The 24,132-nt window shown below is 64.5% G+C and carries 21 protein-coding genes; 8 read left to right on the forward strand and 13 right to left on the reverse strand.

Annotated elements, in window-relative coordinates; all coding sequences use genetic code 11:
- Positions 1-554: 554 nt before the first annotated feature.
- The gene (locus tag AC1DKY_RS16125; RefSeq protein WP_441611473.1) at positions 555-752 is read right to left on the reverse strand and encodes a hypothetical protein; all 198 of its coding nucleotides are present in this window, start codon (positions 750-752) and stop codon (positions 555-557) included.
- Positions 753-865: 113 nt separating this feature from the next.
- Entirely contained in the window at positions 866-1,063 is a 198-nt protein-coding gene (locus AC1DKY_RS16130; RefSeq protein ID WP_046973142.1) for a rubredoxin, read from the reverse strand.
- 94 nt (positions 1,064-1,157) lie between these two features.
- Between AC1DKY_RS16130 and thiE the strand changes: the two genes are divergently transcribed.
- Both thiE and hemL read left to right on the forward strand, forming a co-directional pair.
- Positions 1,158-1,781 carry a thiamine phosphate synthase gene (gene thiE, locus AC1DKY_RS16135; RefSeq protein ID WP_441604767.1) on the forward strand — a complete coding sequence of 208 codons (624 nt, stop codon included), beginning with the start codon at positions 1,158-1,160 and terminating at the stop codon, positions 1,779-1,781.
- Between the two features lie 10 nt (positions 1,782-1,791).
- Entirely contained in the window at positions 1,792-3,078 is a 1,287-nt protein-coding gene (hemL, locus tag AC1DKY_RS16140) for a glutamate-1-semialdehyde 2,1-aminomutase (RefSeq protein WP_441604768.1), read from the forward strand.
- A gap of 51 nt (positions 3,079-3,129) precedes the next feature.
- Here hemL and AC1DKY_RS16145 read toward each other — a convergent pair whose 3' ends face one another.
- The 8 genes from AC1DKY_RS16145 to AC1DKY_RS16180 form a co-directional block, all read right to left on the reverse strand.
- Entirely contained in the window at positions 3,130-4,365 is a 1,236-nt protein-coding gene (locus AC1DKY_RS16145) for an acetylornithine transaminase (protein WP_441604769.1), read from the reverse strand.
- An 851-nt stretch (positions 4,366-5,216) separates the two neighbouring features.
- Complete coding sequence (locus tag AC1DKY_RS16150) at positions 5,217-6,557, reverse strand: sigma-54 dependent transcriptional regulator (protein ID WP_441604770.1); 1,341 nt, start codon at positions 6,555-6,557, stop codon at positions 5,217-5,219.
- A 296-nt stretch (positions 6,558-6,853) separates the two neighbouring features.
- Entirely contained in the window at positions 6,854-7,273 is a 420-nt protein-coding gene (locus AC1DKY_RS16155) for a VOC family protein (protein WP_441604771.1), read from the reverse strand.
- Complete coding sequence (locus AC1DKY_RS16160) at positions 7,270-7,725, reverse strand: HIT family protein (RefSeq protein WP_441604772.1); 456 nt, start codon at positions 7,723-7,725, stop codon at positions 7,270-7,272. The genes AC1DKY_RS16155 and AC1DKY_RS16160 overlap by 4 nt, the downstream gene beginning before the upstream one ends.
- 5 nt (positions 7,726-7,730) lie before the next feature.
- Positions 7,731-8,549: an SDR family oxidoreductase gene (locus AC1DKY_RS16165; protein WP_441604773.1), complete on the reverse strand. Its 819-nt coding sequence runs from the start codon at positions 8,547-8,549 to the stop codon at positions 7,731-7,733.
- Positions 8,550-8,617: 68 nt separating this feature from the next.
- Positions 8,618-9,220: an LON peptidase substrate-binding domain-containing protein gene (locus AC1DKY_RS16170; protein WP_441604774.1), complete on the reverse strand. Its 603-nt coding sequence runs from the start codon at positions 9,218-9,220 to the stop codon at positions 8,618-8,620.
- 134 nt (positions 9,221-9,354) lie between these two features.
- Positions 9,355-10,710, reverse strand: coding sequence for a UDP-N-acetylmuramate:L-alanyl-gamma-D-glutamyl-meso-diaminopimelate ligase (mpl, locus tag AC1DKY_RS16175; RefSeq protein ID WP_441604775.1), 1,356 nt, complete (start codon positions 10,708-10,710; stop codon positions 9,355-9,357).
- Positions 10,711-10,789: 79 nt separating this feature from the next.
- Positions 10,790-11,374, reverse strand: a complete 585-nt coding sequence (locus AC1DKY_RS16180; RefSeq protein ID WP_046973153.1) for an adenylate kinase — start codon at positions 11,372-11,374, stop codon at positions 10,790-10,792.
- A gap of 221 nt (positions 11,375-11,595) precedes the next feature.
- On the opposite strand from AC1DKY_RS16180, the gene AC1DKY_RS16185 reads away from it, so the two are divergent.
- Together AC1DKY_RS16185 and AC1DKY_RS16190 are read left to right on the forward strand one after the other, a co-directional pair.
- A complete protein-coding gene (locus AC1DKY_RS16185) occupies positions 11,596-12,024 on the forward strand; it encodes a VOC family protein (protein ID WP_441604776.1) in 429 nt (142 codons plus the stop codon).
- A gap of 6 nt (positions 12,025-12,030) precedes the next feature.
- The gene (locus AC1DKY_RS16190; protein WP_441604777.1) at positions 12,031-13,299 is read left to right on the forward strand and encodes a 6-phosphofructokinase; all 1,269 of its coding nucleotides are present in this window, start codon (positions 12,031-12,033) and stop codon (positions 13,297-13,299) included.
- Between the two features lie 3 nt (positions 13,300-13,302).
- Here AC1DKY_RS16190 and AC1DKY_RS16195 read toward each other — a convergent pair whose 3' ends face one another.
- Positions 13,303-14,070, reverse strand: coding sequence for an alpha/beta hydrolase (locus AC1DKY_RS16195; protein ID WP_441604778.1), 768 nt, complete (start codon positions 14,068-14,070; stop codon positions 13,303-13,305).
- Between the two features lie 172 nt (positions 14,071-14,242).
- On the opposite strand from AC1DKY_RS16195, the gene AC1DKY_RS16200 reads away from it, so the two are divergent.
- Entirely contained in the window at positions 14,243-14,650 is a 408-nt protein-coding gene (locus AC1DKY_RS16200; protein ID WP_441604779.1) for an RcnB family protein, read from the forward strand.
- Between the two features lie 36 nt (positions 14,651-14,686).
- On the opposite strand, the gene AC1DKY_RS16205 is transcribed toward AC1DKY_RS16200, so the two are convergent.
- Both AC1DKY_RS16205 and AC1DKY_RS16210 read right to left on the reverse strand, forming a co-directional pair.
- Complete coding sequence (locus AC1DKY_RS16205) at positions 14,687-16,612, reverse strand: hypothetical protein (protein WP_441604780.1); 1,926 nt, start codon at positions 16,610-16,612, stop codon at positions 14,687-14,689.
- A 506-nt stretch (positions 16,613-17,118) separates the two neighbouring features.
- Positions 17,119-17,931: a class I SAM-dependent methyltransferase gene (locus AC1DKY_RS16210; RefSeq protein WP_441604781.1), complete on the reverse strand. Its 813-nt coding sequence runs from the start codon at positions 17,929-17,931 to the stop codon at positions 17,119-17,121.
- Between the two features lie 461 nt (positions 17,932-18,392).
- Between AC1DKY_RS16210 and AC1DKY_RS16215 the strand changes: the two genes are divergently transcribed.
- The 3 genes from AC1DKY_RS16215 to AC1DKY_RS16225 all read left to right on the forward strand — a co-directional run bounded on the left by AC1DKY_RS16215 (position 18,393) and on the right by AC1DKY_RS16225 (position 24,054).
- A complete protein-coding gene (locus AC1DKY_RS16215; RefSeq protein ID WP_441604782.1) occupies positions 18,393-20,441 on the forward strand; it encodes a sodium-translocating pyrophosphatase in 2,049 nt (682 codons plus the stop codon).
- A 609-nt stretch (positions 20,442-21,050) separates the two neighbouring features.
- Positions 21,051-23,159 carry a prolyl oligopeptidase family serine peptidase gene (locus AC1DKY_RS16220; RefSeq protein WP_441604783.1) on the forward strand — a complete coding sequence of 703 codons (2,109 nt, stop codon included), beginning with the start codon at positions 21,051-21,053 and terminating at the stop codon, positions 23,157-23,159.
- Positions 23,160-23,217: 58 nt separating this feature from the next.
- Entirely contained in the window at positions 23,218-24,054 is an 837-nt protein-coding gene (locus AC1DKY_RS16225; RefSeq protein WP_441604784.1) for a 2OG-Fe(II) oxygenase, read from the forward strand.
- Positions 24,055-24,132 lie beyond the last annotated feature (78 nt).

Below are 24,132 nucleotides of genomic sequence, written 5' to 3' on the forward strand. Positions count from 1 at the left end.
TTCAATCTGAGCCAGGATCAAACTCTTCACTTAAGTTTTCGACCTCATGTCCACCCGAAGGCAGTCACTCGATCTATCTTTCTGAAGYGTTGTTCCTAACCATAAACGTCAAGCTTTTGAATTGACTCTTAGGTTAGACGCTTGCATATATTGGACATTCAATCGTCCGTCGCAAGACGCCCACACAAGTCACCTGCGCACACTGTCAAAGATCTCAATCACTTGCAGCACGTTGCCGTTTCTGCGTTGGAACATTTCGTTCCGAGTGAGCCGCTCATCTTACATCATCTTTCCGGTCCGTCAACACCTCAGCGTGAATCTTTTTTGCTGTGGGTTTTCAGTGGAACCCCGTTGAAGAGCGAGTCGTCCGGGGAGGAGCGAAACTATAGCGTCCCTCCACAGGGTTGGGAAGGGGTCTATACGAATTTTTTTCATGTTCGTGACAGGACGCGACGCACGACGCGCGGATACGCCGGCCTTGCAGTGGCAAGACCGGCGCTATTTCATGGCGCTCTGGCAGTGATTCCGTGCCCGCGGAGAACTGGAAGGGCTATTTACGCCTCGCTGCCCTTGGCTGCGGATGAGATCGGCGTGTTTGCCACGGGTGCATTGGCCGCCACGGGCGTGGCGCCGTCTCCGTTGGCCGCCAGGTCATGCCGGCAGGGCACGCCGACGTGATAGGGGATGAGGGACTCCAGACTCAGCCTTTCCAGGATGTCCCACTCGTCTTCGAACGGAATGAATTGCTGCATGGTCCTGCTCCTGCCGGGGTTGCGCGGTTTTTCCGGCGCGCAGGAGCATTAAAGCAAACGGCCCGGTCCGTACGATGACGGATTCGGGCCGTTTGAGGGCAATGCGGTGGGATTCAGTCGATTTCGATCATCTCGAAGTCTTCCTTGGTCGCGCCGCAATCCGGGCAGGTCCAGGTATCGGGAACGTCGGCCCAACGCGTACCGGGCTCGATGCCCTCGTCGGGCACGCCCAGCGCCTCGTCATAGATGAAGCCGCAAACGACACACATCCATTTGCGCAGGGTGCCGGTTTCGTTGGTGCTCTGATTCATCGTCAATGGCTTGCTATGGAGAATAAGTAGGTCATTCTCGCAACTCCCCCGCCGATGCGAAAGCGTATGGCGCAGCTCTCCAGGATCGATTGGCATGCGTGAAAAACTCCAGGGCCGTGGCCTTTATGTGATTACCGATGGCCCGCGCCCCGACTTGTTCCAGGCGGTGGCGCAGGCCCTGGCCGGCGGCGCCCGGCTGCTGCAATACCGCGACAAGACGCGCGATGACGCGCGCCGGCTCACCGAAGCCCGCGCCATCCGCGCCCTGTGCGCCGCCCGTCAGGTACCCCTGATCATCAACGATGACGTGGCCTTAGCCCACGCAGCAGGCGCCGCGGGGGTGCACCTGGGTGAGGAGGACGGCGATGTGGCCGCGGCTCGCGCGGTGCTGGGTGAAGACGCCATCATCGGCGTGTCCTGCTACGACTCGCTGGCACGAGCGCGCGAGCTCGCCGCCGCGGGCGCCGACTACATCGCCTTTGGCGCCTTTTTTCCTTCGCCCACAAAGCCGCATGCACGCCGTGCTTCCTTCGACCTGCTGCGACAGAGCGCCGCGCTCGGTGTGCCGCGAGTGGCGATCGGCGGCATCACGCCAGACAATGCGCAGTCGCTGATTGACGCCGGCGCCGACTATCTCGCCGTGATTTCCGCGGTTTTCGGCGATCCCGACGTGCGCGGCGCCGCTGCACGATTCGCCCAACTCTTCACTACGCCTTGAGACACCCACGATGACCACCAACCACGAACTCTTCCAACGCGCGCAGCAGCTGATGCCTGGCGGCGTGAACTCGCCGGTGCGCGCTTTCAAGTCGGTGGGCGGCGAGCCGTTCTTCACGGCGCGTGCGGATGGCCCGTATCTGTGGGACGTCGAAGGCAAGCGCTATATCGACTACGTGGGCTCGTGGGGCCCGATGATCGTGGGCCATAACCACCCGCATGTGCGTGAGGCGGTGGAACGCGCGGTGAAGAACGGCCTGTCGTACGGCACGCCCTGCCCCGCCGAAGTCACCATGGCGGAGACCATCACGCGCCTGATTCCGTCGATCGACATGGTGCGCATGGTCAATTCCGGCACGGAAGCGACCATGTCGGCGATCCGCCTGGCGCGTGGCGCCACCGGTCGCAACCTGATCGTGAAGTTCGAAGGCTGCTACCACGGCCATGGCGACAGCTTCCTGGTAAAGGCCGGTTCGGGCGCACTCACCTTTGGCGTGCCGACCTCGCCCGGCGTGCCCAAGGCCAATGCGGACCTCACGCTCACCCTGGCCTATAACGATCTCGATGCTGCCGTGCGCCTGTTCGACGAGCACGGCCACGATATCGCCGGCCTGATCATCGAGCCGGTCGCCGGCAACATGAACTGCATTCCGCCCAGGGACGGCTATCTGCAGGGCCTGCGCGAGCTGTGCACGAAGCACGGCGCGCTGCTGATCTTCGACGAGGTGATGACGGGTTTCCGCGTGGCCCTGGGTGGCGCGCAGGCCTTTTACGGCGTGACGCCGGATCTCACCACCTTCGGCAAGATCATCGGCGGCGGCATGCCGGTGGGAGCCTATGGCGGTCGTCGTGACCTGATGCAGCAGATCGCGCCCTCTGGACCGATCTACCAGGCGGGCACGCTATCGGGTAATCCGGTGGCGATGGCAGCGGGTCTGGCCATGCTGGAATTGATCCAGGCGCCGGGCTTTTACGATCAGCTCGCCGCGCGCACGCGCCTTCTCACGGATGGCCTGCAGGCCGTGGCGGATGGCGAAGGGGTGGCCTTCAGCACGAATCGCGTGGGCGGCATGTTCGGCCTGTTCTTCACCCGGCAGAAGGTGGATAGCTACGCGCAGGCGACGGCGGCAGACACGGCGATGTTCAACCGCTTCTTCCACGGCATGCTGGAGCGTGGCGTCTATCTCGCACCCTCGGCGTTCGAGGCGGGCTTTGTGTCCAGTGCGCACAGCGAGCAGGACATCGCCGAGACGCTGGAAGCGGCACGTGGTGCGCTGCGCGCGGCGCGAGCAGGCTGAGGCCCTCGGCAAGCGCTCCTGAAGCCAGGAGCGCTTGTTGGGTGACGTCGCTTAGCTCGCCACGAAACTGCGTAGCGCCGCTTCGAGGCGCGCAAGGCCTTCAGCCAGATTCTCATCGCTGATATTGAGGGCGGGCACGAAACGCAGCACATCCGGACCCGCCTGCAACACGAGCAAGCCGTGGGCTGCAGCGTGATCGAGGATGGCGCCAGCCTTGCCCTTGTTCGCCTCGTTGAGCACGGCGCCAAGCATCAGGCCGCGGCCGCGAACCTCATCAAACAGCTGCAATGACGCATTGATGCGCGTCAGGCCATCACGCAAGGCCTGCGACTGGCGCGCCACGTTGGCCAGCAACTCAGGCGACGACAGCTTGCGCAGCGCTACGCGCGCCACGGCGGCCGCCAGCGGATTGCCGCCAAAGGTGGTGCCGTGGGCGCCAAACTGCATCACCTCGGCCACCTTGGGGCCGGCCAGCATGGCGCCGATGGGGAAGCCGCAACCCAGGGCCTTGGCCATGGTGACGATGTCGGGCTTGGCACCGTCCTGCACGTAGGCGAACAAGGTGCCGGTGCGGCCCATGCCGCTCTGGATCTCGTCCAGCACCAGCAGCGCCAGGTGCTGATCGCACAACTCACGCACGCGCTGGACGAAGCCGGGCGCGGCCGGCAGCACGCCGCCCTCGCCCTGCACCGGCTCGAGCATCACGGCGGCTACGTCGCCGTGGGCAAATGCCGCTTCCAGGGCCGGCACATCGTTGAAATCGAGATAGCGGAAGCCGCCGGGCAGCGGTTCGTAGCCTTCCTGGTACTTCGGCTGGGCGGTGGCCGTGACGGCCGCCAGGGTGCGTCCATGGAAGGAGCCGCGGAAGGTGATGATCACCCGCTTATCGGCCGCACGGCCCTGCGCGGCAGCCCATTTGCGCACCAGCTTGATAGCCGCTTCATTGGCTTCGGTACCGGAATTGCACAGGAACACGCGCTCGGCAAAGCCTGACGCCGACACCAGTTCCTCGGCCAGGCGCAGCGGCGGCTCGGTGTAGAAGACGTTGCTGGTATGCCAGAGCTTGTGGGCCTGGGTGGTCAAGGCCTCGAGCAGATCGGGATCCTGATGGCCGAGCGCGTTTACAGCGATGCCGGCGCCGAAGTCGAGGTAGTCGCGGCCCTGCGTATCCCACACCCGCGCGCCCTTGCCGTGATCCAGCACCACATCGCGCGGTCGATACACCGGCAACCAGTAGCGCTTGCCGAGATCGATCAGGGACTGGGCGGACGGGTCTTGCGCGTGCATGTCGTACTCCGGGCATCGTCGAGGGCGACGACACCATGCTCAAAGGGGATCGGGGATGGGGATGCGTCGCAAGCAGCGGCGCGCCTGCATCCTAAGCCCTGAGTAGCGCCTTTGCACGGCTCCGGACCCGGTGGACGCGCTTTGAACGGGAAGAAACGAGGACGCGGCAACTGAGACGCAGCCAACTTGCCCGGACCACGGCTGCGCCGGCAAAAGGTGTGACATTTCGCCTGTCCGCCGTAAAGCGCCTGTTACACCTGCGCGAAACCGCTTAACTGCACGCGTTAAGCGCCTTCCGAAGGCCACATTTCAGGCTGGGGCTGTAACGCCTTTAGCACGGTTCAAAATCGTCCACTGTGCTGCAAAGGCGCTAAAACCCCCGTTTTTCAGCCATTGGCGATCGTTGGCACGGCGATTGCTCTCTTAACCCCGTACAGGCGGGAAGGGGGAAGGGCCAGCTGCGATAAACGCGCCGGACGCCGCGATAAGGATCTCGCGACGACAGGATGGCGACGCTTCTGGGTGGCCCGGGGCAAGTCGGCACGGACTTCGCAGCTGGCATTGGAAGCACCCTTTCCGCGCCTCTCAGCTTGCTGAGAGGTCGTCAAAGCATTCCGCCGCATGGCGGTGATGAGGGCGGTAACCCGGCAACCCCTGTGGCCGGGGCACCAATGGAAGCCCCCGACCCGACCCCTGCGGGTCGGGGGCCTTCCTTTTTGTCGTGGGTGCACTCGCCCATCGGGCGGCACATCGCCGCATTCGCTAGAAGGAATGCGCACGCGCCGCCCACCCCAAGGGGTGGCCAGCATGATTCTTTCCGTGGGGCGCCCTTGCGAGGCTCGGACGTACGCTTAGCGCAGCTCGTCGAGCGCGAGCTGATGCTTCTTGCACAGGCGGTAGATGGTCACGCGCGACACCTTCAGTCGACGCGCGCATTCGCTCACATTGAAACGACTCTCGCGCAGGCACGCGATCACGGCATCGCGCTCGGCTGCCACGCGCGTGCTGCCCAGGCTGGAGCGCGCCGCCTGCTTGGTGAGCACGTCGGCCAGATCCAGGTCGTTGACGCTGATGAGGGCGTCTTCCGCCACCACCGCTGCACGCTGCACGCGATTGAGCAACTCTCGCACGTTGCCCGGCCAGCTGAAGTCGAGCATGGCTCGCCGCGCGCTGGCGCTGAAGGCGCGCCCGCGGCTGGCATGCTGTTCGCGGAAGGCGTCGAGGAATTTCTGCGCCAACAGCACCACGTCGTCCTCGCGCTCACGCAGCGGCGGCATGCGCAGGCGCAGCACGTTGAGGCGGTAATAGAGATCTTCGCGGAAGCGGCCTTGCTCGACTGCTTTTTCCAGATCCACGTGGGTGGCGGCGAGCACGCGCACGTCCAGTTTGATCAACTGGCTGCTGCCCACGCGCTCCAGCGTGCCTTCCTGCAGGAAGCGCAACAGGCTGGTTTGTGCGTCGAGTGGTAGATCGCCCACTTCGTCGAGAAACACGGTGCCGCCCGCGGCTGTTTCGAAATGGCCGATGCGGCGGGCGTTGGCGCCGGTGAATGCACCACGCTCATGACCAAACAGTTCGGACTGCACCAGGTTGGGCGGCAGCGCGCCGCAATTGATCGCGGCGAACGGCCGATCGGCACGCGCCGAAAGACTATGCAGGGCCCGCGCCGCAACCTCCTTGCCCGTGCCCGTTTCGCCGGTGATCAATACCGGCAGTTCAACCGGTGCGTACTTGCGCACGCTGGCCACCACGGCACCGATGGCGGCACTGCGGCCAGTCACGCCGACGTCGCCCGGCTCAGCCGCGCGCGGCTGGTCGCCGCCCACGCGGGCAAGCGCCTCGACCAGGCGGTCGACATCCACCGGTGTGGCGAAGTATTCGATGCTCGCTTCCAGCACGCGATCGATAAGCGGCTCGTGCACCGACATGGCCGGTGGTATGAGCGCCACCCACGGCAGCCAGGGGTGATCAGCCATGAGCTGAGCCATGGCCTGGGCGGAAGCAGGATCGCCGTGCCTAAGGTCGGCCAGCGCCACCACCGTATCGTTGTTTCGCATGCCGACGCCGCCCTGAGTACCGGCATCGGCGACGCGGATAATCCATCCCGCATTGGCCAACCCTGCCCGCTCTTCGCCGGCCGGTTGACCAAACCAGACGACGCATCGCCTGGCCTCCTCCCTCATTACAGCCATGGTTCCCTCCCCCAACCCCTCTAGGGGTCACAGGTTTCGGCCGGTCGTTGCCATGTCCTATGGCTACCCCCCGGTTACCACGCCCGTCGCGCCAAGCTAACCCGCGACCGCTACAAAAATGTGATATGGGTCACACAATATACAACTCTGCGCCTCACAGTCACCCTACCAATGGCGCAAAACCGTCGGACGTAAGCCGGAGGCAGGCAGTTGGGCTAGCACCTATGGCCTAGAGTCCTTGGACCCACGCCGAAGGCCCGCCAGGGCCTCCAGCAAGCCACGCGACAGCCAGCGCCCTACCAGACACCCGTATTGGGCATCGATGCCCACGGCTCCTGCGGCGGCAGATGCCCGTCCTGCAGCAGTTCCACCGAAATCAGGTCCGGCGAGCGTACGAAAGCCATGTGTCCATCGCGTGGCGGGCGATGAATGGTGTAGCCCATCGATTGCAGGTGCGCGCAGGTCTGGTAGATGTCGTCCACGCGAAACGCCAGATGGCCAAAATTGCGCGCGCTGCCATAGTCCTCGCTCGAGCCCCAGTTGTAGGTCAGCTCGATTTCCGCCTCCGGCGAATCGGCAGCGGCCAGAAAGACCAGGGTGAACTTACCCGCGATGTTTTCGCTGCGACGTGTTTCCTTCAGCCCGAGTCCATCGCAGAAGAAACGCAGGCTTGCGTCGATGTCGCGCACGCGAATCATGGTGTGCAGATATTTCATGCAGAACTCCGTGGCGTGGGGACGCCGCCATCGTGGGGAAGCACCAGTCGAATCCGCTGCGCCAGATCATCCAGCACGTCGCGTGTCGACGGTGTCGGCACGCCGTGCGGATAGACGCGAAACAAGCCATCGGCCACGCGACGCGGATGCACGTGCAGATGGAAGTGCGGCACTTCCTGCCCGCCGGCCGCGCCATTGGATTGCCACAGATTGAGCCCGGGCGAGTGAAACACTTCGCGCAAGGCATGCGCCACGCGCACACCCAGCTGCATCACTTCGCCGGCGAGCGCGGCATCGATGGCGTAGATGTCCTGCACATGCGCCTTGGGCACCACCAACACATGACCGGGCATCGCTTGCCGAAGATCGAGAAAGGCCAGCGCGTTGTCCGTCTGCGCCACTACGCTGGCGGCGCCTCGACCAGCGACGATCTCGCAGAACGGGCAGGACACGACGCTCAATCCAGAAACAGATCGGGCAGCAGCGACTGCGAGGGATCGACCGCGTACTGCGCGAAGTCGGTGACGCCCGCCTCGCGCAGCACCTCTTCATCGATAAGAAATTTGCCTGCGAATCCCTTGGCCGGTCGCGTGAGCACGGCATGCGCCGCGTCCGCCACGATGGTTGGCTTGCGGCAGCGTTCCAGCGGCACACCCGGAATCATGTTGAGCGCATCGGTGGCAATGATGGTGCGCGGCCACAGTGCATTCACTGCCACGCCCTTGCTGCCAAGCTCGCCGGCCAGCCCCAGCGTCACGAAGCTCATGCCCATCTTGGCGAGCGTGTAACCGGTGTGCGGCGCCCACCACTTTGGATCGAGCGACGGCGGTGGCGCCAGCGTGAGGATGTGTGGATTGTCGGACTTGAGCAGATGCGGGAGGCACACCTGCGCGCAAAGGAAACTGCCGCGCGCATTCACCTGCTGCATCAGGTCGAAGCGTTTCATAGGCGTATCTGCCACGCCGGCCAGCCAGATCGCGCTGGCGTTGTTGACCAGGATATCGATGCCGCCGAAGCGCTCGACGGTGGCGGCCACGGCGGCCTTCACTTCGTCTTCTTCGCGGATATCGCACTTGATTGGCAGGGCCTTGCCGCCGGCCGCTTCAATCTCTTCGGCTGCGCTGAAGATGGTGCCGGGCAATCGCGGATTGGGCACGTTGCTCTTGGCGGCAATGGCGATGTTGGCGCCGTCGCGCGCGGCGCGCAGCGCAATGGCCAGTCCGATGCCGCGCGAGGCGCCGGTGATGAAGAGGGTCTTACCGGCCAGGCTGCTCATGGAGGGTCACCTCATTTGTGAATGGACGAGTGTAGAAGCGCCTCATGCAGGCGCAAAGTGCAACGCGTTCACGCTCGCTGGAAACGCGGGAGGATGTCGCGCAATTCGCCCAGTCGTCGTACGGGATCAGTCAGTTCAAGCAGGCGCTGCTGTTCGTCGGTCTGCAACGGCAGCAGTTCCGCCAGGCGAAAGCCAAGCCAGCTGGCGTCCTCGTAGAGATGCTTGGGCGCGTGGCGCCACTGCGGCGCCAGGTTCTCGATCAAGCGCTCGAGGATCGATTGCAGCAACGTCAATTCCACCGGTACTTCTTGTGCAGGCTCCGCGGCCCATGGTTCGACGTCGCCGCGGACCAGTCCATCCGAACGCACCCGCGTACGCAGCACGCGGAATCGCTCGCCGCCTTCGGCCAGGATGCCCAGCAGCCCATCTTCGCGATTATGGAAATCAACTATGCGAGCAAGTGTGCCGACGGCGGCGGGCAAGGCAGGGGCGCCGGCCTCCCGTCCATCAAGAATCAGACACACGCCGAACGAGCTGCCGGTGCGTGCGCACTCGCGAATCATGTCCAGATAGCGGGGCTCGAAAATGCGCAGTGACAGCTGTCCACCGGGATACAGCACGGTGCTCAGCGGGAATAGCGGGAGGTCGATCGATGGAGTCTTGGCAGCCATGCGATGAGTTTAACCGCGGGCTTGCGTTGTAGGAGCGCACCTTGTGCGCGACCGAAAAATCGGTTTCCTATCGCGAGGCCAGTCGCGCACAGGGTGCGCTCCCACCAGGGAAGGGAGCGGCAGCCCGGGGCGCGTTACGAGGTGAGCGATTCGGCGAAACGGCGCGGTGCGCCTTCGAAGCCGCCGTTGGACATGAAGACCACGTGATCGCCTGCGCGCACTTGGTTGCGCAAGGTGTCGATCAACGCATCCACGGTCGGCACGGCGCTGCCGCGGCCGTTCAAGGCGGCGGTCACGCGGCCGGCATCCCACGCAAGCTCCGGGCGATGCAGGAAGACCACCGCATCGGCATCGGCCAGCGACGGCGCCAGTGCCTCGGCATGCGCACCCAGCCGCATGGAATTGGAACGCGGCTCCAGCGCCACGACGATGCGCGCCTTGCCCACTTTGGCGCGCAAGCCGGCAAGCGTGGTCGCGATGGCCGTAGGGTGATGCGCGAAATCGTCGTAGACGCGCACGCCGTGCGCCTCGCCCACGACTTCCATGCGGCGCTTCACGCTCTGGAAACTCGCAAAAGCCGGCAGCAATGCACGCGGATCGGCGCCCGCGGCCGCGGCAGCCGCCAAGGCAGCCAGCGCATTCATCACGCTGTGGTTGCCGAGCAGCGGCCAATGGATTTCGCCGATCAAATCGGCGCCGTGGCGCACGCGAAAGGCCGAGCCGTCGGCCTCGATCAGCTCGGCCTGCCAGTCGCCCTGCCCGATGCCAAAGGTTTCCACCGGGGTCCAGCAGCCCATTGCCAGCACTTCGGCGAGATGCTGATCGTGCGCGTTGACGATCAGACGTCCATTGCCGGGCACGGTGCGCACCAGATGATGAAACTGGCGCTGGATCGCGGCGACGTCGGGGAAGATGTCCGCGTGGTCGTATTCGAGGTTGTTGAGGATGGCGATGCGCGGGCGGTAGTGCACGAACTTGGAGCGCTTGTCGAAGAAGGCGCTGTCGTATTCGTCCGCTTCGATCACGAACGGCTTGCCGCCACCCACGCGGGCCGATGTCTCGAAGTTGCCGGGCACGCCGCCGATCAGGAAGCCGGGCGACAGGCCTGCGCTCTCCAGCAGGTGCGCCAGCAGGCTGGTCGTGGTGGTCTTGCCGTGCGTGCCGGCCACGGCCAGCACTTCACGGCCCGGCAGCAGGGTCTCGCCCAGCCACTGCGGCCCCGAGATGTAACGCAGCTGCTCGTCGAGCATGTATTCCACGGCCGGGTTGCCGCGCGTCATGGCGTTGCCTACCACCACCAGGTCGGGCGCCGGCTTGAGGTAGTCGGCGCGGTAGCCGTTCATCAGGCCAATGCCCAAGGCTTCGAGCTGGGTGCTCATGGGCGGATAGACGTTGGCGTCGGAACCCTCGACGGTGAGTCCAAGCTCACGCGCCAGTGCGGCGACGCCGCCCATGAAGGTGCCGCAGATGCCCAGGATGTGCAGACGCATGTGTTACCTGCTCGATAGAACCCGGCCAGCCGATGCGCCAGCCCAAAAACATCGGGCCGCCTTGCGGCGGCCCAGAGCGTCAGCCGTTGGCGGCGGCCGATTCGTCAGCCAGCGCACGCTTGACGCGCGCGGTGACTTCGTTGAGCTCGCCCACGCCGTCGACCACCTGCAGCTTGCCGCGGCGGGAGAAGAAATCGGCCACGGGCGCGGTCTGCTCGGCATAGACCTTCAGGCGATCGCGCACCACCACCGGATCGTCGTCCTTGCGGTGCTCGGCGGCGAAACGGATTTCGCAGCGGCCGATGATCACTTCGTTGGGCACGTCCAGCTTCACCACAGCGTCCAGCGGCTGGCCGATCTTGGCCAGCAGATGATCGAGCGCGTCGGCCTGGGCCAGGTTGCGCGGGTAGCCGTCGAGGATGAAGCCACCGCGGACGTCGTCCTGCGAGAGGCGTTCTTCGAGCATGGCCAGCAGGATGTCGTCAGAGACGAGCTTGCCTGCGTCCATCACCGCCTTCGCTTTCAGGCCCGTCGGCGTACCCGCGGCCACCGCCGCGCGCAACATGTCGCCGGTCGAGATGTGCGGGACGCCGAGTTCCACCTTCAGACGCGCAGCCTGGGTGCCTTTGCCCGAACCGGGCGGACCGAGTAGGACGAGTCGCATAGTGCTCCAAGGTATCCGAAGGCCGCGCACGCTGCGGGACCCGGGGATGCAAGAAAATGGCGTTCAACTTAACTTCTGGCAGCGTCAACGTCAAACCGAGAAAGCGGCTCGGAAACGGCAAGTAGTTGTTGCCAAAAGAGTTAACCCTGACACGTTGTTGTCACAGGGACGCCGCGGGCGGGCCGGATTAAGCTCGCCGGGACCACTGGGAGGAAAACGCCGTGTCTGCACCCCGTATCCACATCGTCACGCTGGGCGTCAGCGACCTGGCGCGCTCGCGTCAGTTCTACGAGGCCTGGGGCTGGAAGGCCTCCTCGGCGAGCAATGACAACATCGTCTTCCTCAAGGGCGGCGCCGGTGTCCTGGCGCTTTACGGGCGCGATGCGCTGGCCGAAGACGCGCTTACCGAAGACCTGCCCACGGGCTTTGCCGCCGTCACGCTGGCGCGCAACGCGAGCTCCAAGGACGAAGTGGACGCCTGGTTCGCCACGGCGCTGGCCGCCGGCGCACGCGAATTGAAGACACCGCAGGAGGCATTCTGGGGCGGCTACTCGGGCTACCTCGCCGATCCCGATGGCCATTTATGGGAATTCGCGTTCAACCCCTACTTCGTGTTTGATGGCCAGGGCAACCTCGCCTTACCGGATTGAGATCTCATGACGACAAAAGCCAAGCCCAGCGGTCGCCTGCTCTACGCCCAGTCCGGCGGCGTCACCGCCGTCATCAATGCCACCGCCGCGGGTGTGATCGAGGCGGCGCGTGCCAAAGGCGTGCCCGTGTACGCGGGGCATAACGGCATCCTCGGCGCCTTGCGCGAGGAGTTGATCGATACCTCCAAGGAAACCAAGGCCGCGATCGCAGCCCTGCGTCATACACCCGGTGGCGCGTTCGGTTCGTGCCGCTACAAGCTCAAATCGCTGGATACGAATCGCGCCGAATACGAGCGGCTCATCGACGTATTCCGCGCGCACGACATCCGCTGGTTCCTTTACAACGGCGGCAACGACTCGGCCGATACCGCGCTGAAGATCTCGCAACTCGGCAAGGCAATGAATTACGACATTCGCTGCATCGGCGTGCCCAAGACGGTGGATAACGATCTGGCCGTCACCGACTGCTGCCCCGGCTTTGGCTCGGTGGCGAAATACATCGCCGTGTCCACGCTGGAGGCGAGCCTTGACGTGGCCTCGATGGCAGACACCTCGACCAAGGTCTTCATCCTCGAAGTGATGGGCCGCCACGCCGGCTGGATTGCCGCTGCCGCAGGCCTGGCAGGCGAAGGCACGGATGCGCCGCCGCACATCATCCTGTTTCCGGAACGCGCGTTCGATGAAGCCGCCTTTCTCGCCAAGGTGAAGGCCACCGTGGAACGCGTGGGCTGGTGCACGGTCGTTGCGTCGGAGGGCTTGCTCAACGCCGAAGGCCAGTTCCTCGCTGAGGCAGGCACGCGCGACGCGTTCGGTCACAGCCAGCTCGGCGGCGTGGCGCCGGTGCTCGCCGCGCTGGTCAAGGAAAAACTCGGCTACAAATACCACTGGGCGCTGCCCGATTACCTGCAGCGGTCGGCGCGTCATTTGGCCTCGAAAACCGATGCCGATCAGGCTTACGCGGTGGGCAAGGCTGCAGTCGAATACGCCTTGGCCGGCATGAATGCCGTGATGCCGGTAATCGTGCGCAGCAGCGACGCGCCGTATCGCTGGAAGATCGAACCGGCGCCGCTGTCGAAAATCGCCAATCGCGAAAAGAAAATGCCGGCGAGTTTCATCACGCGCGACGGCTTTGGCATCACGGCCGCCGCACGTCGTTACCTTGGCCCGCTGATCCAGGGCGAAGCGCCTCCCCCGTATGGCAAGAACGGATTACCGCAGTACGCGACGCTCAAGAACACCATGGTGGCGCGCAAGCTCGAGCCGTTCGGGCGCTGAGCCTTATTTCAGGAAGCGCTCCAGGCTCACGCGATAGTCCGCGTGATCCTGGACCGTGTTGTGGCCGGCATCGGCGATCACCTGCACCATGGGCGCCTGCTTGAATGCCTTCAGCAAGGCCAGGGTGCGTTCGGCGGGAATGATTTCATCATCTTCGGCACGTATCACCAGTACCGGACAATGGATGTCGTTGACGTACTGCCAGGATTCGTAGCGATCACGCATCAGCGCGTTCACCGGCAGCCAGCTGAAGTAACCCGCTGCCACGCGCACCAGACTGTCGAATGGCGTGACCAGCACCAGGCGCTCCACCGGCCGACGCGCTGCAAGTTGCACGGCCACGCCGCTGCCCAGACTGCGTCCGATCACCGCAAGGCTCGCGTGCTCGCGCGCCACATGGTCGAACAAGGCCAGCGCATCGCTGACCAGGGCCTGCTCGGTGGGCTTTCCCGCGCTCGCCGCATAACTGCGATAGGGCAGCAGATAGATCGTGCGATCCGGAAACCATAGAGCCAGTTCATTGCGGGCATCCTCGATGCGCTCGCCGTTGCCGCCGAAATAGATCAAGGCCTTTGCACGCCCTGGGTTCATCACCCACCCGCGCAGCCTGACTCCCTCGTTGGCCAAATCGAAATCCGGTGGCTGCTGCACGCGCCAGCTCGCCTCCGGGTGATAGATCTGCTGCCGCTGCCCCAGGAACATGGCCAGACAGATGCCGCCGTACAACACGACGGCCAGCGCCACGAACACCAGCATTACTCGCAGGAACATCAAGGTGTCTCCGGGCGGATTCTGTACGGCGATTCAGATCGATAAGCGCAGGCTGAAAGCTTGCACGACGCTTTCAAAAAAGCACGCTCGGCGTTCAGACGCAGATTTTTACGATGATTCTGCCCGATCGATCCAGCGCCCGTGGCGTTGGCGGGCATCCCAGGAGGATGCGATGAAGACCCTTTCCCGTGCACTAGTGGCCCTGGCCCTGCTTGCCGGCAGCGGCGCGGTGCTGGCCGACCCCTGGCACGACCACGATCGGGGACATGGCCATGATGATCGACATGATCGCGGCGATCGCTACGACAACCACGGCGGCCGCCATGATCGCGACGGCTGGCACGATCGCGACCGTCACGACGGCTGGAATCGTCGCTACTACAGCGACCGCGGCTATTACGGCCGCCCGCATCGCTGGGAACGCGGCTACCGCTACGACGGTCCGATGTACATCGTCAACGACTATCGCGGCTACCAGCTCGCCCCGCCGCCCTACGGCTATCGCTGGGTGCGCAACGACGGCAACTTCCTGCTGGTCTCCATCGGCGACAGCATGATCCTGGACCTGGTCATTCGCTGACGCGCATCGGTTCAACCGCCAGCACGAAATCGGTGGTCATGGCGCCGCGCGGTTACTGATGCCGGCGGCGCTGGATGCCATGCGCAGCGATTGCCGATTGCTGGCGAGCTCGGCCGACGGCCCGGCCCGCGCCGCCCAGGCCGGATAAGCGGCCTGCCATAAGGCCAGCACCGTCGACGGCAAAGCGGCGCCTGCACGCCATGCCCTTTCGGCGCACAGGCAACCCGCGCGGTGGTCCGCGCTGCGCAGGTGACACTCCGCCAGAAGCAGCTGCGAGTCGGTATCGTCGTCTTCGGTGACGATCTCCAGGCACTTGGCGTACACCCGACGATCCTTTTCCTCGCCGAGCGCGAGGAGGGCCGTGAGCATGCAGCGCAGGGCATCGACGGTGAGCGCAGGCGCCGCCGTCAGCGGGCGCGCGAGTTCGATGGCACGCAGGTAGAAGCTGCGCGCGCCGACCATGTCCTTGTCCTGGGCATGAGTCAACGCGACCCGGCACGCTTCCAGGCGCAGACTGTCGTCGCGATCGATGAACGGATGCAGGACCGTATCGGCCTGATCCAGCAGCGCAGCCCTCGCCGGACCACGCTCCAGACGCGCCCGGCCCAGCGCCACCTGCGCCACGGCTCGTGCGTAACGCGCACTCTCGCCGTCGTCAGCCAGCAGTCGGCGCAGCACGCCCCGCGCCTCGGTGTATCGCTCCAGGGCCAGTGGCGCGCTAAGCGATTCGGCCATCGCGCAGAGCAGCCCGACCCACGCCGCCAGCACCTCGGCCGTCGTTTCAGCCTCCATCGCGGGCAACCATCGCGCATGCAGTTCTCGCAGGCGCAGGCGGCGCTCGGTCGCGTTCTGGCAACAGGTCATCAGCCAACGCCATTCAGTGGTCAGCAGCGCTGCCTTCCAGGCCGCGTTTCCGCAGGGTGTTTGCGCGCCTCTGGCCAGCAGTCTGCACGCCTCCTCGAGGCGCTCGGCCACCCGCCCGCGAGGCAGACCGCGCGGCGCCGCGTGCAATACGCGCTGCAGTTGCCATGCAGCCTCCGAATGCGGCCGAACATCCTGCTGCATGACCGTGCGAAGGACTTGCTCGGCCTCGTTCAACAGTTCCTCGTCGATGTCAGGCCCGATCAGCGCGCGCAGATAACAAGCCTCGCCAAGCTTCACGACGGGCAGACTATCGTGATCGGCATGCGCCACGTCACGCAGGATGCGGATGCTGGCGTCGAGCATGCCTGCGCGCGTCGGCTCATCAAGCTGATCCTGCGCATCGGCCAACAAGCTGAGTCCCACGGCCCGCCTGGTTTCCAGATCGTCGGGACGTTGGCGCAGGAACGCTTCGAGCGCGTCCAGCAGTTCAGCGGGAGCGACGGTTTCCAGTGTGGGCAGCACGGGTGCTTCGACGATGGACGAGGTCGTCTCATGGTTGCCGACAGCCAGCGCCTGCAAGGGCGACGTGGTGTGGGTCGGCATCACCTCGGGGACGGTGTGATACAGACGAGCCCAAAGCGGCCATTCCACGGCGCCTGCGATCTTGAAGGAGACGCCCGGCCCTTCGCCCATATCGACGGCGGCACGAATGATCGGCTCTTGCTCGCGCAATGCCTGGCCGATCGAACGCGTGGCGCAGACGCCCCCGGGCGTGGAGAGCTGGTTGAAGACCGCGTCCAGCGGCGAGGATATCTCGGCCACGGCTGCGGGCATGGCGTCATCGCTTGCGCTCGCCGACGCTGCCTCGAGCACTTCAGCGTGCTCGGGCGCTGGAGCCACTTCCATATCGGGCGCGGGTGCGCCTTCCCAGCTGAGTGCGAGGAAGGCGATGTCCTCATCGGTCAGCCGCGGCAAGGCCCGTCTGTTGGCCCGCTGCCTCGCGCGGCGACGCGCCAGCACAAGCAGCAGGCAACCCAGCAACACCAGGGCCAGGGCCAGCGCCACAACCCACCCATAACGCCATTCCAGCAGCCACATCGTCGAAACTTTCCCTGTTCGGTTATGTGCCTCGCCACAACACGACGCCAGCGGCGTGCCGGCCGTCTGATTTCCCGCCGATATGGATGGCTGCACGAGTGTCGCCCTGGCGATGCTTGCGACGGGCTCCACTGATGACGACTTCTCGCCCCCATCCACGGAGGCGCCTTCTGGCGCAGATTCCCGCGGCGACAAATGAAACCGCGTTGTGCGACGCGCCGCGGCTGCACGCGCGCCAGGCACGCCCGGCGAAGCCGCCGCACGTGCCGATGGGAGAACCTCCGCCACTCCGTCGCCGTCGGCCAGGAACGGCGGCAGGACGGGCAGTGGCGCAGGCTCCGGCAGCTCATGCACAGGCTGGGGCGTCTTCACGTTCACATGGCTGACCAGCGAACAGGCCACCAGGGCGGTGCACCCCAGCAAAGCCGCGCTGCATGCCTCCACCACGCGCCAGCTTGAGCGTCCCCGCGATCGTCCCTTCGCTGGCCGCGCGGCGCTCACCTGGCTCAGAGCTCGTTGAGGTGGACGAACTCGGCGGCGACCTCCTTGTGGGTCGCAATCACGTTCTGACTGACCCAGCCCGGGAAGATGTTGGCGGTACTGCCCGCGAAATTGCGCGCGCTGTAGAGGTAAGGCAGGTGCGACCAGCAGCGGTAGCCCATGGACTTCAGCGTGTTGATCTCTTCCGTGGCCAAGTCGGTATTGGACAAGCGGAAATAGATGCTTGGTCGATGACTGCGCAACGTGGCCTCGGCGCCGGCAAGCATCGGCAGCAGGCCGCCCGGGCGATTGACCTTGATCAGATTGAGCTGGCTCATGCGCAGGGTGTCCAGCGCGATCTGGCGGGAGGTCTCCTCCGGCTGGTCATCGGCGGCGGCAAAGAACACGGTGGCATGGCGGCTGTCGCCGAGGGCGGCATGCAAGGGATAAACGTTGCGAACCTGGTTGAGCGCCAGCGTCGAGCACAGCGCAATGTGCTCGAAGCGGCGGGGTTCAACCACATGCACCTGACCGTTCGCGCCCACCAGTTGCGACAACCACAACGTCTGCGCGCCGTATTCAGCGCCGTACTCGAGCGCCACGTGCCCCTCGTCGAGCAAGGCACCGAGCGTGTCCAGCTCCTGTTCGATCCACTCGCCGTATTCGGCCAGCGAACGAGCCATGGTGGCCTTGGACTCTTGCGCCAGTAGCAGCCCATAACGGGTCTGCCAGAACGACGGCTTGCCGTTGCGCTTGCTCTCAGGGGAGACGGCGTGAGTCTGTGCGGCTTCGGTGGCCGTCGTTTCGGTGCTGTCGGTGGCGGTCTGTTCTTGGTTCATGTGGATCTCTCAGGAGGTGAATACGAGATGGACCTGAAAGATGGCGTGGCGCCGGAACATAGCGTCCGGGCCAGCTTGCATCGGTCGTACAGCAACCAGGAGCGGGCTTGGCGGATGCCGACTCCCCCTGGATCTTTCGGCGATGCGCAACGCCCGGAACCTGCGGATGCGTCCCGACAAGTGCTCCACGGCGTGCGCCCATCACATTCACGCACCTTACCGACAGGTACTGATGGGACATGAAGGCCTGAGACAGGTCGATCTGTGGGCCCAATCCGTCATCCACGTCGGAAATTCATGTTGCGCACACTCACATCAGAACGTTCCTAGCGCTGCGCCGCACAACACGGAACGTCATCCCAATTGCCTATACTCCCCTGGACCGCCCGCAAGGGCGGCCGCCGTGTCGGGGAGCCGGTGGCGTCCCCGACGTTGGGTTTACCACTCATGGGGAGGCTCCGATGCTGCAGCAGTATGGCTTGTGGATCGTGCTGGCATGTGCGGTTCTGGCGATTCTTTATGGCGCACTGTCGGTGCGCTGGATCTTGGCGCAGTCGCCGGGCAACGCACGCATGCAAGAGATCGCCGCCGCGATCCAGGAAGGCGCGAAGGCATATCTCAATCGCCAGTACGCCACCATCGGCGCCGTTGGCATCGTGTTGTTCATCATCATTGGATTGGCCTTGGATTGGGGCACGGCGATTGGCTTTGCCATCGGCGCATTGTTGTCCGGCGCCACCGGTTACATCGGCATGAACGTATCGGTGCGCGCCAACGTGCGCACCGCAGAAGCCGCGCGCCATGGCCTGGCCGCCGCGTTGAATGTCGCGTTTCGCGGCGGCGCCATCACCGGCATGCTGGTGGTCGGGCTGGCCCTGCTGGGCGTCACCGGCTACTACGTGGTGTTGAGCCGCATGGGCTACGAGACCATGCACGCGCTGCATGCACTGATCGGCCTGGCATTCGGCTCGTCGCTGATTTCCATCTTCGCGCGCCTGGGTGGCGGCATCTTCACCAAAGGTGCGGATGTGGGTGCCGACCTGGTGGGCAAGGTGGAAGCCGGCATTCCCGAGGACGATCCGCGCAATCCGGCCGTGATCGCCGACAACGTGGGCGACAACGTGGGCGATTGCGCCGGCATGGCCGCCGACTTGTTCGAGACCTATGCGGTGACCTTGATCGCCACCATGCTGCTCGGCGGCGTGATGGCCGAACAGACCGGCAGCAACGGCGTGCTGTTTCCGCTGGTGCTCGGAGGTGCGTCCATCGTGGCTTCGGTGATCGGCACGTTCTTCGTGAAGGCGCGCAGCACCAAGATCATGAGTGCGCTCTATGCGGGCGTGGCAGTGTCGGCGGTGTTGGCTGCGATTGCGTTCTGGCCCATCACCAGCCAGCTGATGGCCGACTCGTCTTACGGCGTGGGTCGCCTCTATGGCTGCACCTTGATCGGCCTGGTACTGACCGGCGCGATGGTGGTGATCACCGAGTACTACACGGCGACCGAATACAAACCCGTGCAGCACATTGCGCAGGCATCCACCACGGGCCATGCGACCAACATCATCGCCGGCATCGGCGTGTCGATGAAGTCCACCGCACTGCCGGTGCTGGCGGTGTGTGCAGCGATCTGGGGCGCATATCAGTTGGCCGGGTTGTATGGGATCGCCATCGCCGCGACGGCCATGCTAAGCATGACCGGCATGATCGTGGCGCTGGACGCGTACGGTCCGATCACGGACAACGCCGGCGGCATCGCCGAAATGGCCGAACTACCGCCCGAAGTACGCGGCGTCACCGATCCGCTCGACGCCGTGGGCAATACCACCAAGGCGGTGACCAAGGGTTATGCCATCGGTTCGGCTGGCCTCGCCGCGCTGGTGCTGTTTGCCGACTACACGCACAACCTCAACCAGCACCTCAACCTCACCGATTTCCGCTTCGACCTGTCCAATCCCTACGTGATCATCGGCCTGCTGATCGGCGGCCTGATTCCGTATCTGTTCGCCGCGATGGCGATGGAAGCGGTGGGCCGTTCGGCCGGTGCGGTAGTGGAGGAAGTGCGCCGCCAGTTCCGCGAGATCAAGGGCATCATGGAAGGCACCACCCGCCCGGATTATTCGCGCGCCGTGGACCTGCTCACCCGCTCGGCCATCAAGGAAATGCTGGTGCCCTCACTGCTGCCCGTGCTGGTGCCGGTAGTGGTGGTGTTCGGCTTCAAGTGGCTGGGCGGCCCCGAAGCCGGCGCACAGGCCCTCGGCGGCGTGCTGATCGGCACCATCGTCACCGGCTTGTTCGTCGCCATCTCCATGACCACCGGCGGCGGCGCCTGGGACAACGCGAAGAAGTACATCGAAGACAATCACTTCGGCGGCAAGGGCTCCGAGGCGCACAAGGCCGCCGTCACTGGCGACACGGTGGGCGACCCGTACAAAGACACGGCGGGCCCGGCAGTGAATCCGCTGATCAAGATCATCAACATCGTTGCGCTGTTGTTGATTCCGCTGCTGTAGCTCTCGATGGTGTTGCTGGCCCACTCCTCGAAAGAGGGGTGGGCTTAGCTCGAAGCAAAAAAGCAGGGGATTGGATAGCTTTTCGCGAGCACCCGCCCCTCACCCCGGCCCTCTCCCCGGAGGGGAGAGGGAGAAGTGGCGTGCACCGCGAAACTCGAGGCAATGCGAAGCGAGCCCCGGCTTTCAGTCCTCAGGGATTCGGGCGCGTTGCGCAGCGCATTGAAGTACCCGCTGTGTACCCTCGGAGGTTGTCCCACAACCACGCCCCTCGAGCATTCGGGCTTATCCCAGCACGATGCTGCGGGCGTTATCAGGCCATTCTCTTTGGGTTACTTTTCTCTTGGGCCAGCAAGAGAAAAGTGACTCGAGCGGCGGCAGCCGATCGAAACGCCCGCCGCGTAGGCGGCACCCTGGCGGTAACGCGACAAATGCGGCGCGTCGTTATTGGATGACCAGCCATTCGGCTGTTGAGAAGCGCCTCCGCGCCCAGGCCGGGATGACGGCACAGATGAATCGCTGAGGTGCCCTGCCCCTGACTTTAGTCACGCGCCCCGAGCCCCCAGTCCCACCAAACTCAAACCCTCGGCTGCATCCACCCAAGGAAACCGCATGACCTCCAAGAGCACACTCTGGCTGGCACTAGCGCTGGGCCTCACACTAGGCACCATGACCCACGCAGCCGACCACATCACCCCCACCGCCCAAGACCCCAACCTCTGGCTCGAAACCATCGACGGCAGCAAGCAGCTCGACTGGGTTCGCCAGCAGAACTCCCAGACCGTGAAGAGCTACGCCGACAGCGCCGAGTTCAAGCAACTCGATGCGCGCCTGCTGGAAGTGCTCGATTCCAACGAGCGCATCCCGATGGTCAGCAAGATCGGCGACCGCTACTACAACCTCTGGCGCGACAAAGATCACCCCAAGGGCGTCTGGCGCCGCACGACGCTGGATGAATACCGCAAGGACAAGCCTGCGTGGGAGACGGTGATCGATCTCGATGCGCTCGCCGCCAGCGAAAAGGAAAACTGGGTCTGGCATGGAGCCGAATGCTTCAAGCCCGACTACAAGCGCTGCCTGGTCTCGCTGTCGCGTGGCGGTGCCGACGCGGATGTCGTGCGCGAGTTCGACCTCACCGACAAGCAATTCGTGAAGGGTGGCTTCGAGCTGCCCGAAGCGAAAAGCCGCGTGTCCTGGATGGACAACGATCACCTCTACGTCGCCACCGATTTCGGCCCGGGCTCGATGACCAAGTCGAGTTATCCACGCATTGTGAAGGCGTGGAAGCGGGGCACGCCGCTGTCGAGCGCGACCACGGTATACGAAGCCAGGGACGACGATATGTCGGTGTCCGCCGGACGCGACAATACGCCGGGCTTCGTACGTGATTTCGTGGTTCGCCAGATCGCCTTCTACGAGAGCGAGACCTATCTGCGCGGCAAGGACGGCAAGCTCACCAAGATCGACGTGCCCAACGATGCCAATACCGACGTGCACCGCGAATGGCTGCTGATCGAGCCACGCAACGACTGGACGGTCGCCGGCAAAACCTACAAGTCCGGTTCGCTGCTCGCGGCGAAATTCGACGACTACATGGCCGGCAAGCGCGATATCACGGTGCTGTTCGAACCGTCCGATAGCACGGCGCTGGATGCGTATTCGTGGACGCGCCATCACTTGATCCTCAACGTGATGGACAACGTGGTGAACAAGCTCGAGGTGCTCACGCCGGGCGACGGCGCATGGAAGCGCGAGCCGCTGGGTGGCGCGCCGGCCTTGTCGACCATCGCCGCCGGCGGTGTCGATGACGACACCAGCGACGATTACTTCCTGACTGTCACCGGCTTCCTGCAGCCCACCACGCTCTACTACGGCAGCCTGGGCCAGGGCGAGGCGCAGGCGATCAAACACAGCCCGAGTTTCTTCGATGCCTCGAAGTACGACGTGAGCCAGCACTTCGCCGAATCGAAGGACGGCACCCGCGTGCCCTACTTCGAGATTGCGCCGAAGAACCTCAAGGCCGACGGGACCAACCCCACCCTCCAGTACGGCTACGGCGGCTTCGAAGTTTCGCTGCAGCCGGCCTATAGCGGCAGCGTGGGACGCGCATGGCTTGAGAAGGGCGGCGTCTACGTGATTGCCAACATCCGTGGCGGCGGCGAATACGGCCCACGCTGGCATAAGGCCGCGCTCAAGGCGAATCGCCTGCGTGCCTACGAGGACTTCGCGGCGGTCTCGGAAGACCTTATCCAGCGCAAGATCACCTCGCCCGCACACCTGGGCGCCATGGGCGGCAGCAATGGCGGCCTACTGATGGGCAATATGCTCACGCTGTATCCGCAGTTCTATGGCGCGATCGTGAGCCAGGTGGCCTTGCTCGACATGCAGCGCTATACGCACCTCTCCGCCGGCGCCTCATGGATTGCCGAATACGGCGATCCGGACAAGCCGCAGGAATGGGAGTGGATCAAGACGTTCTCGCCGTACTTCAACGCGAAGGCCGGCCAGAAATATCCGCCCGTGCTGTTCACCACCTCCACCCGCGACGACCGCGTGGGTCCGGTGCATGCACGCAAGATGGCCGCCAAACTCGAATCGCTCGGCTACAACACCAGCTTCTACGAGAACATCGAGGGTGGCCACGGCGCGGCGGCGGACAACAAGCAGTCGGCCTTCATGAACGCCCTCGGCTATACCTACCTGTGGGATCACGTGAAGTAAGCGCGCGTCCTGCGTAACATAGGGCGCCGGCCCGAGCCGGCGCCGCTTTTTTAGACGCATGAACCATCACACGATACGTCCCGAACTGCGCGAATGGATTGTTTCCACCAGCCGCTCCGGCGTCAGTCTCAGCGACCTGCTGAAGATGCTCAAGGACGCCGGCTACGGCGGCGAGCAGAGCCGCCAGATCGTCGCGCGCGTACTGAACCTGCCGCTGGCTACGGTCATGGCTGCCTCCAAGGCCAAGGTCGTGGGCCTGCGCACGCGTCATCCGCAGGCGCCGGTGGAGACCGTCAACGGACATCCGGTGCGCATTGCGGTGAGCACCGAAGCGCCGGTCGTGCGCGTACTGGAGAACCTGCTCACGCTGGAGGAATGCGACGAGCTGGTCGCTGAAGCGAAACCGCGGCTGGCGCGCTCGCTTACCGTGGATGTCGAAGGACGCCACCAGACCGATGAACGCCGCACCAGCCAGGGCATGTTCTTCGCCATCGGCGAGACACCCTTGGTCCAGCGCATCGAACAGCGCATTGCCGACCTGCTCGCGATTCCGGTCAGTCACGGCGAGGGTCTGCAAATCCTGCACTACCAGCCGGGCCAGGAATACGAGCCACATTTCGACTGGTTCAATCCTGACCAACCGGGCTATTCGGCCGTCACCGCACGCGGCGGCCAGCGCATTGCCAGCGTGGTGATGTACCTCAATACGCCGGACGAAGGCGGCGGCACGGCCTTTCCGCGCATCGGCCTCACGGTAACGGCGATGCGCGGTTCAGCCGTCTATTTCGCTTACGACACCGGCGACGAGGCCTCGCTGCATGCCGGCCTGCCCGTGCTCAAAGGTGAAAAGTGGATCGCCACCAAGTGGTTACGCGAACGGCCATATCAGGCCTGAGCACGCTTCGGCACCCGTCTCACGCTGAACTGGAACCGGGCGCAAAGCCGCCCCGCGGCTGCGATGGCGCAGCTTTTG

It is taken from the genome of Dyella sp. 01N448 (genome assembly GCF_056399225.1).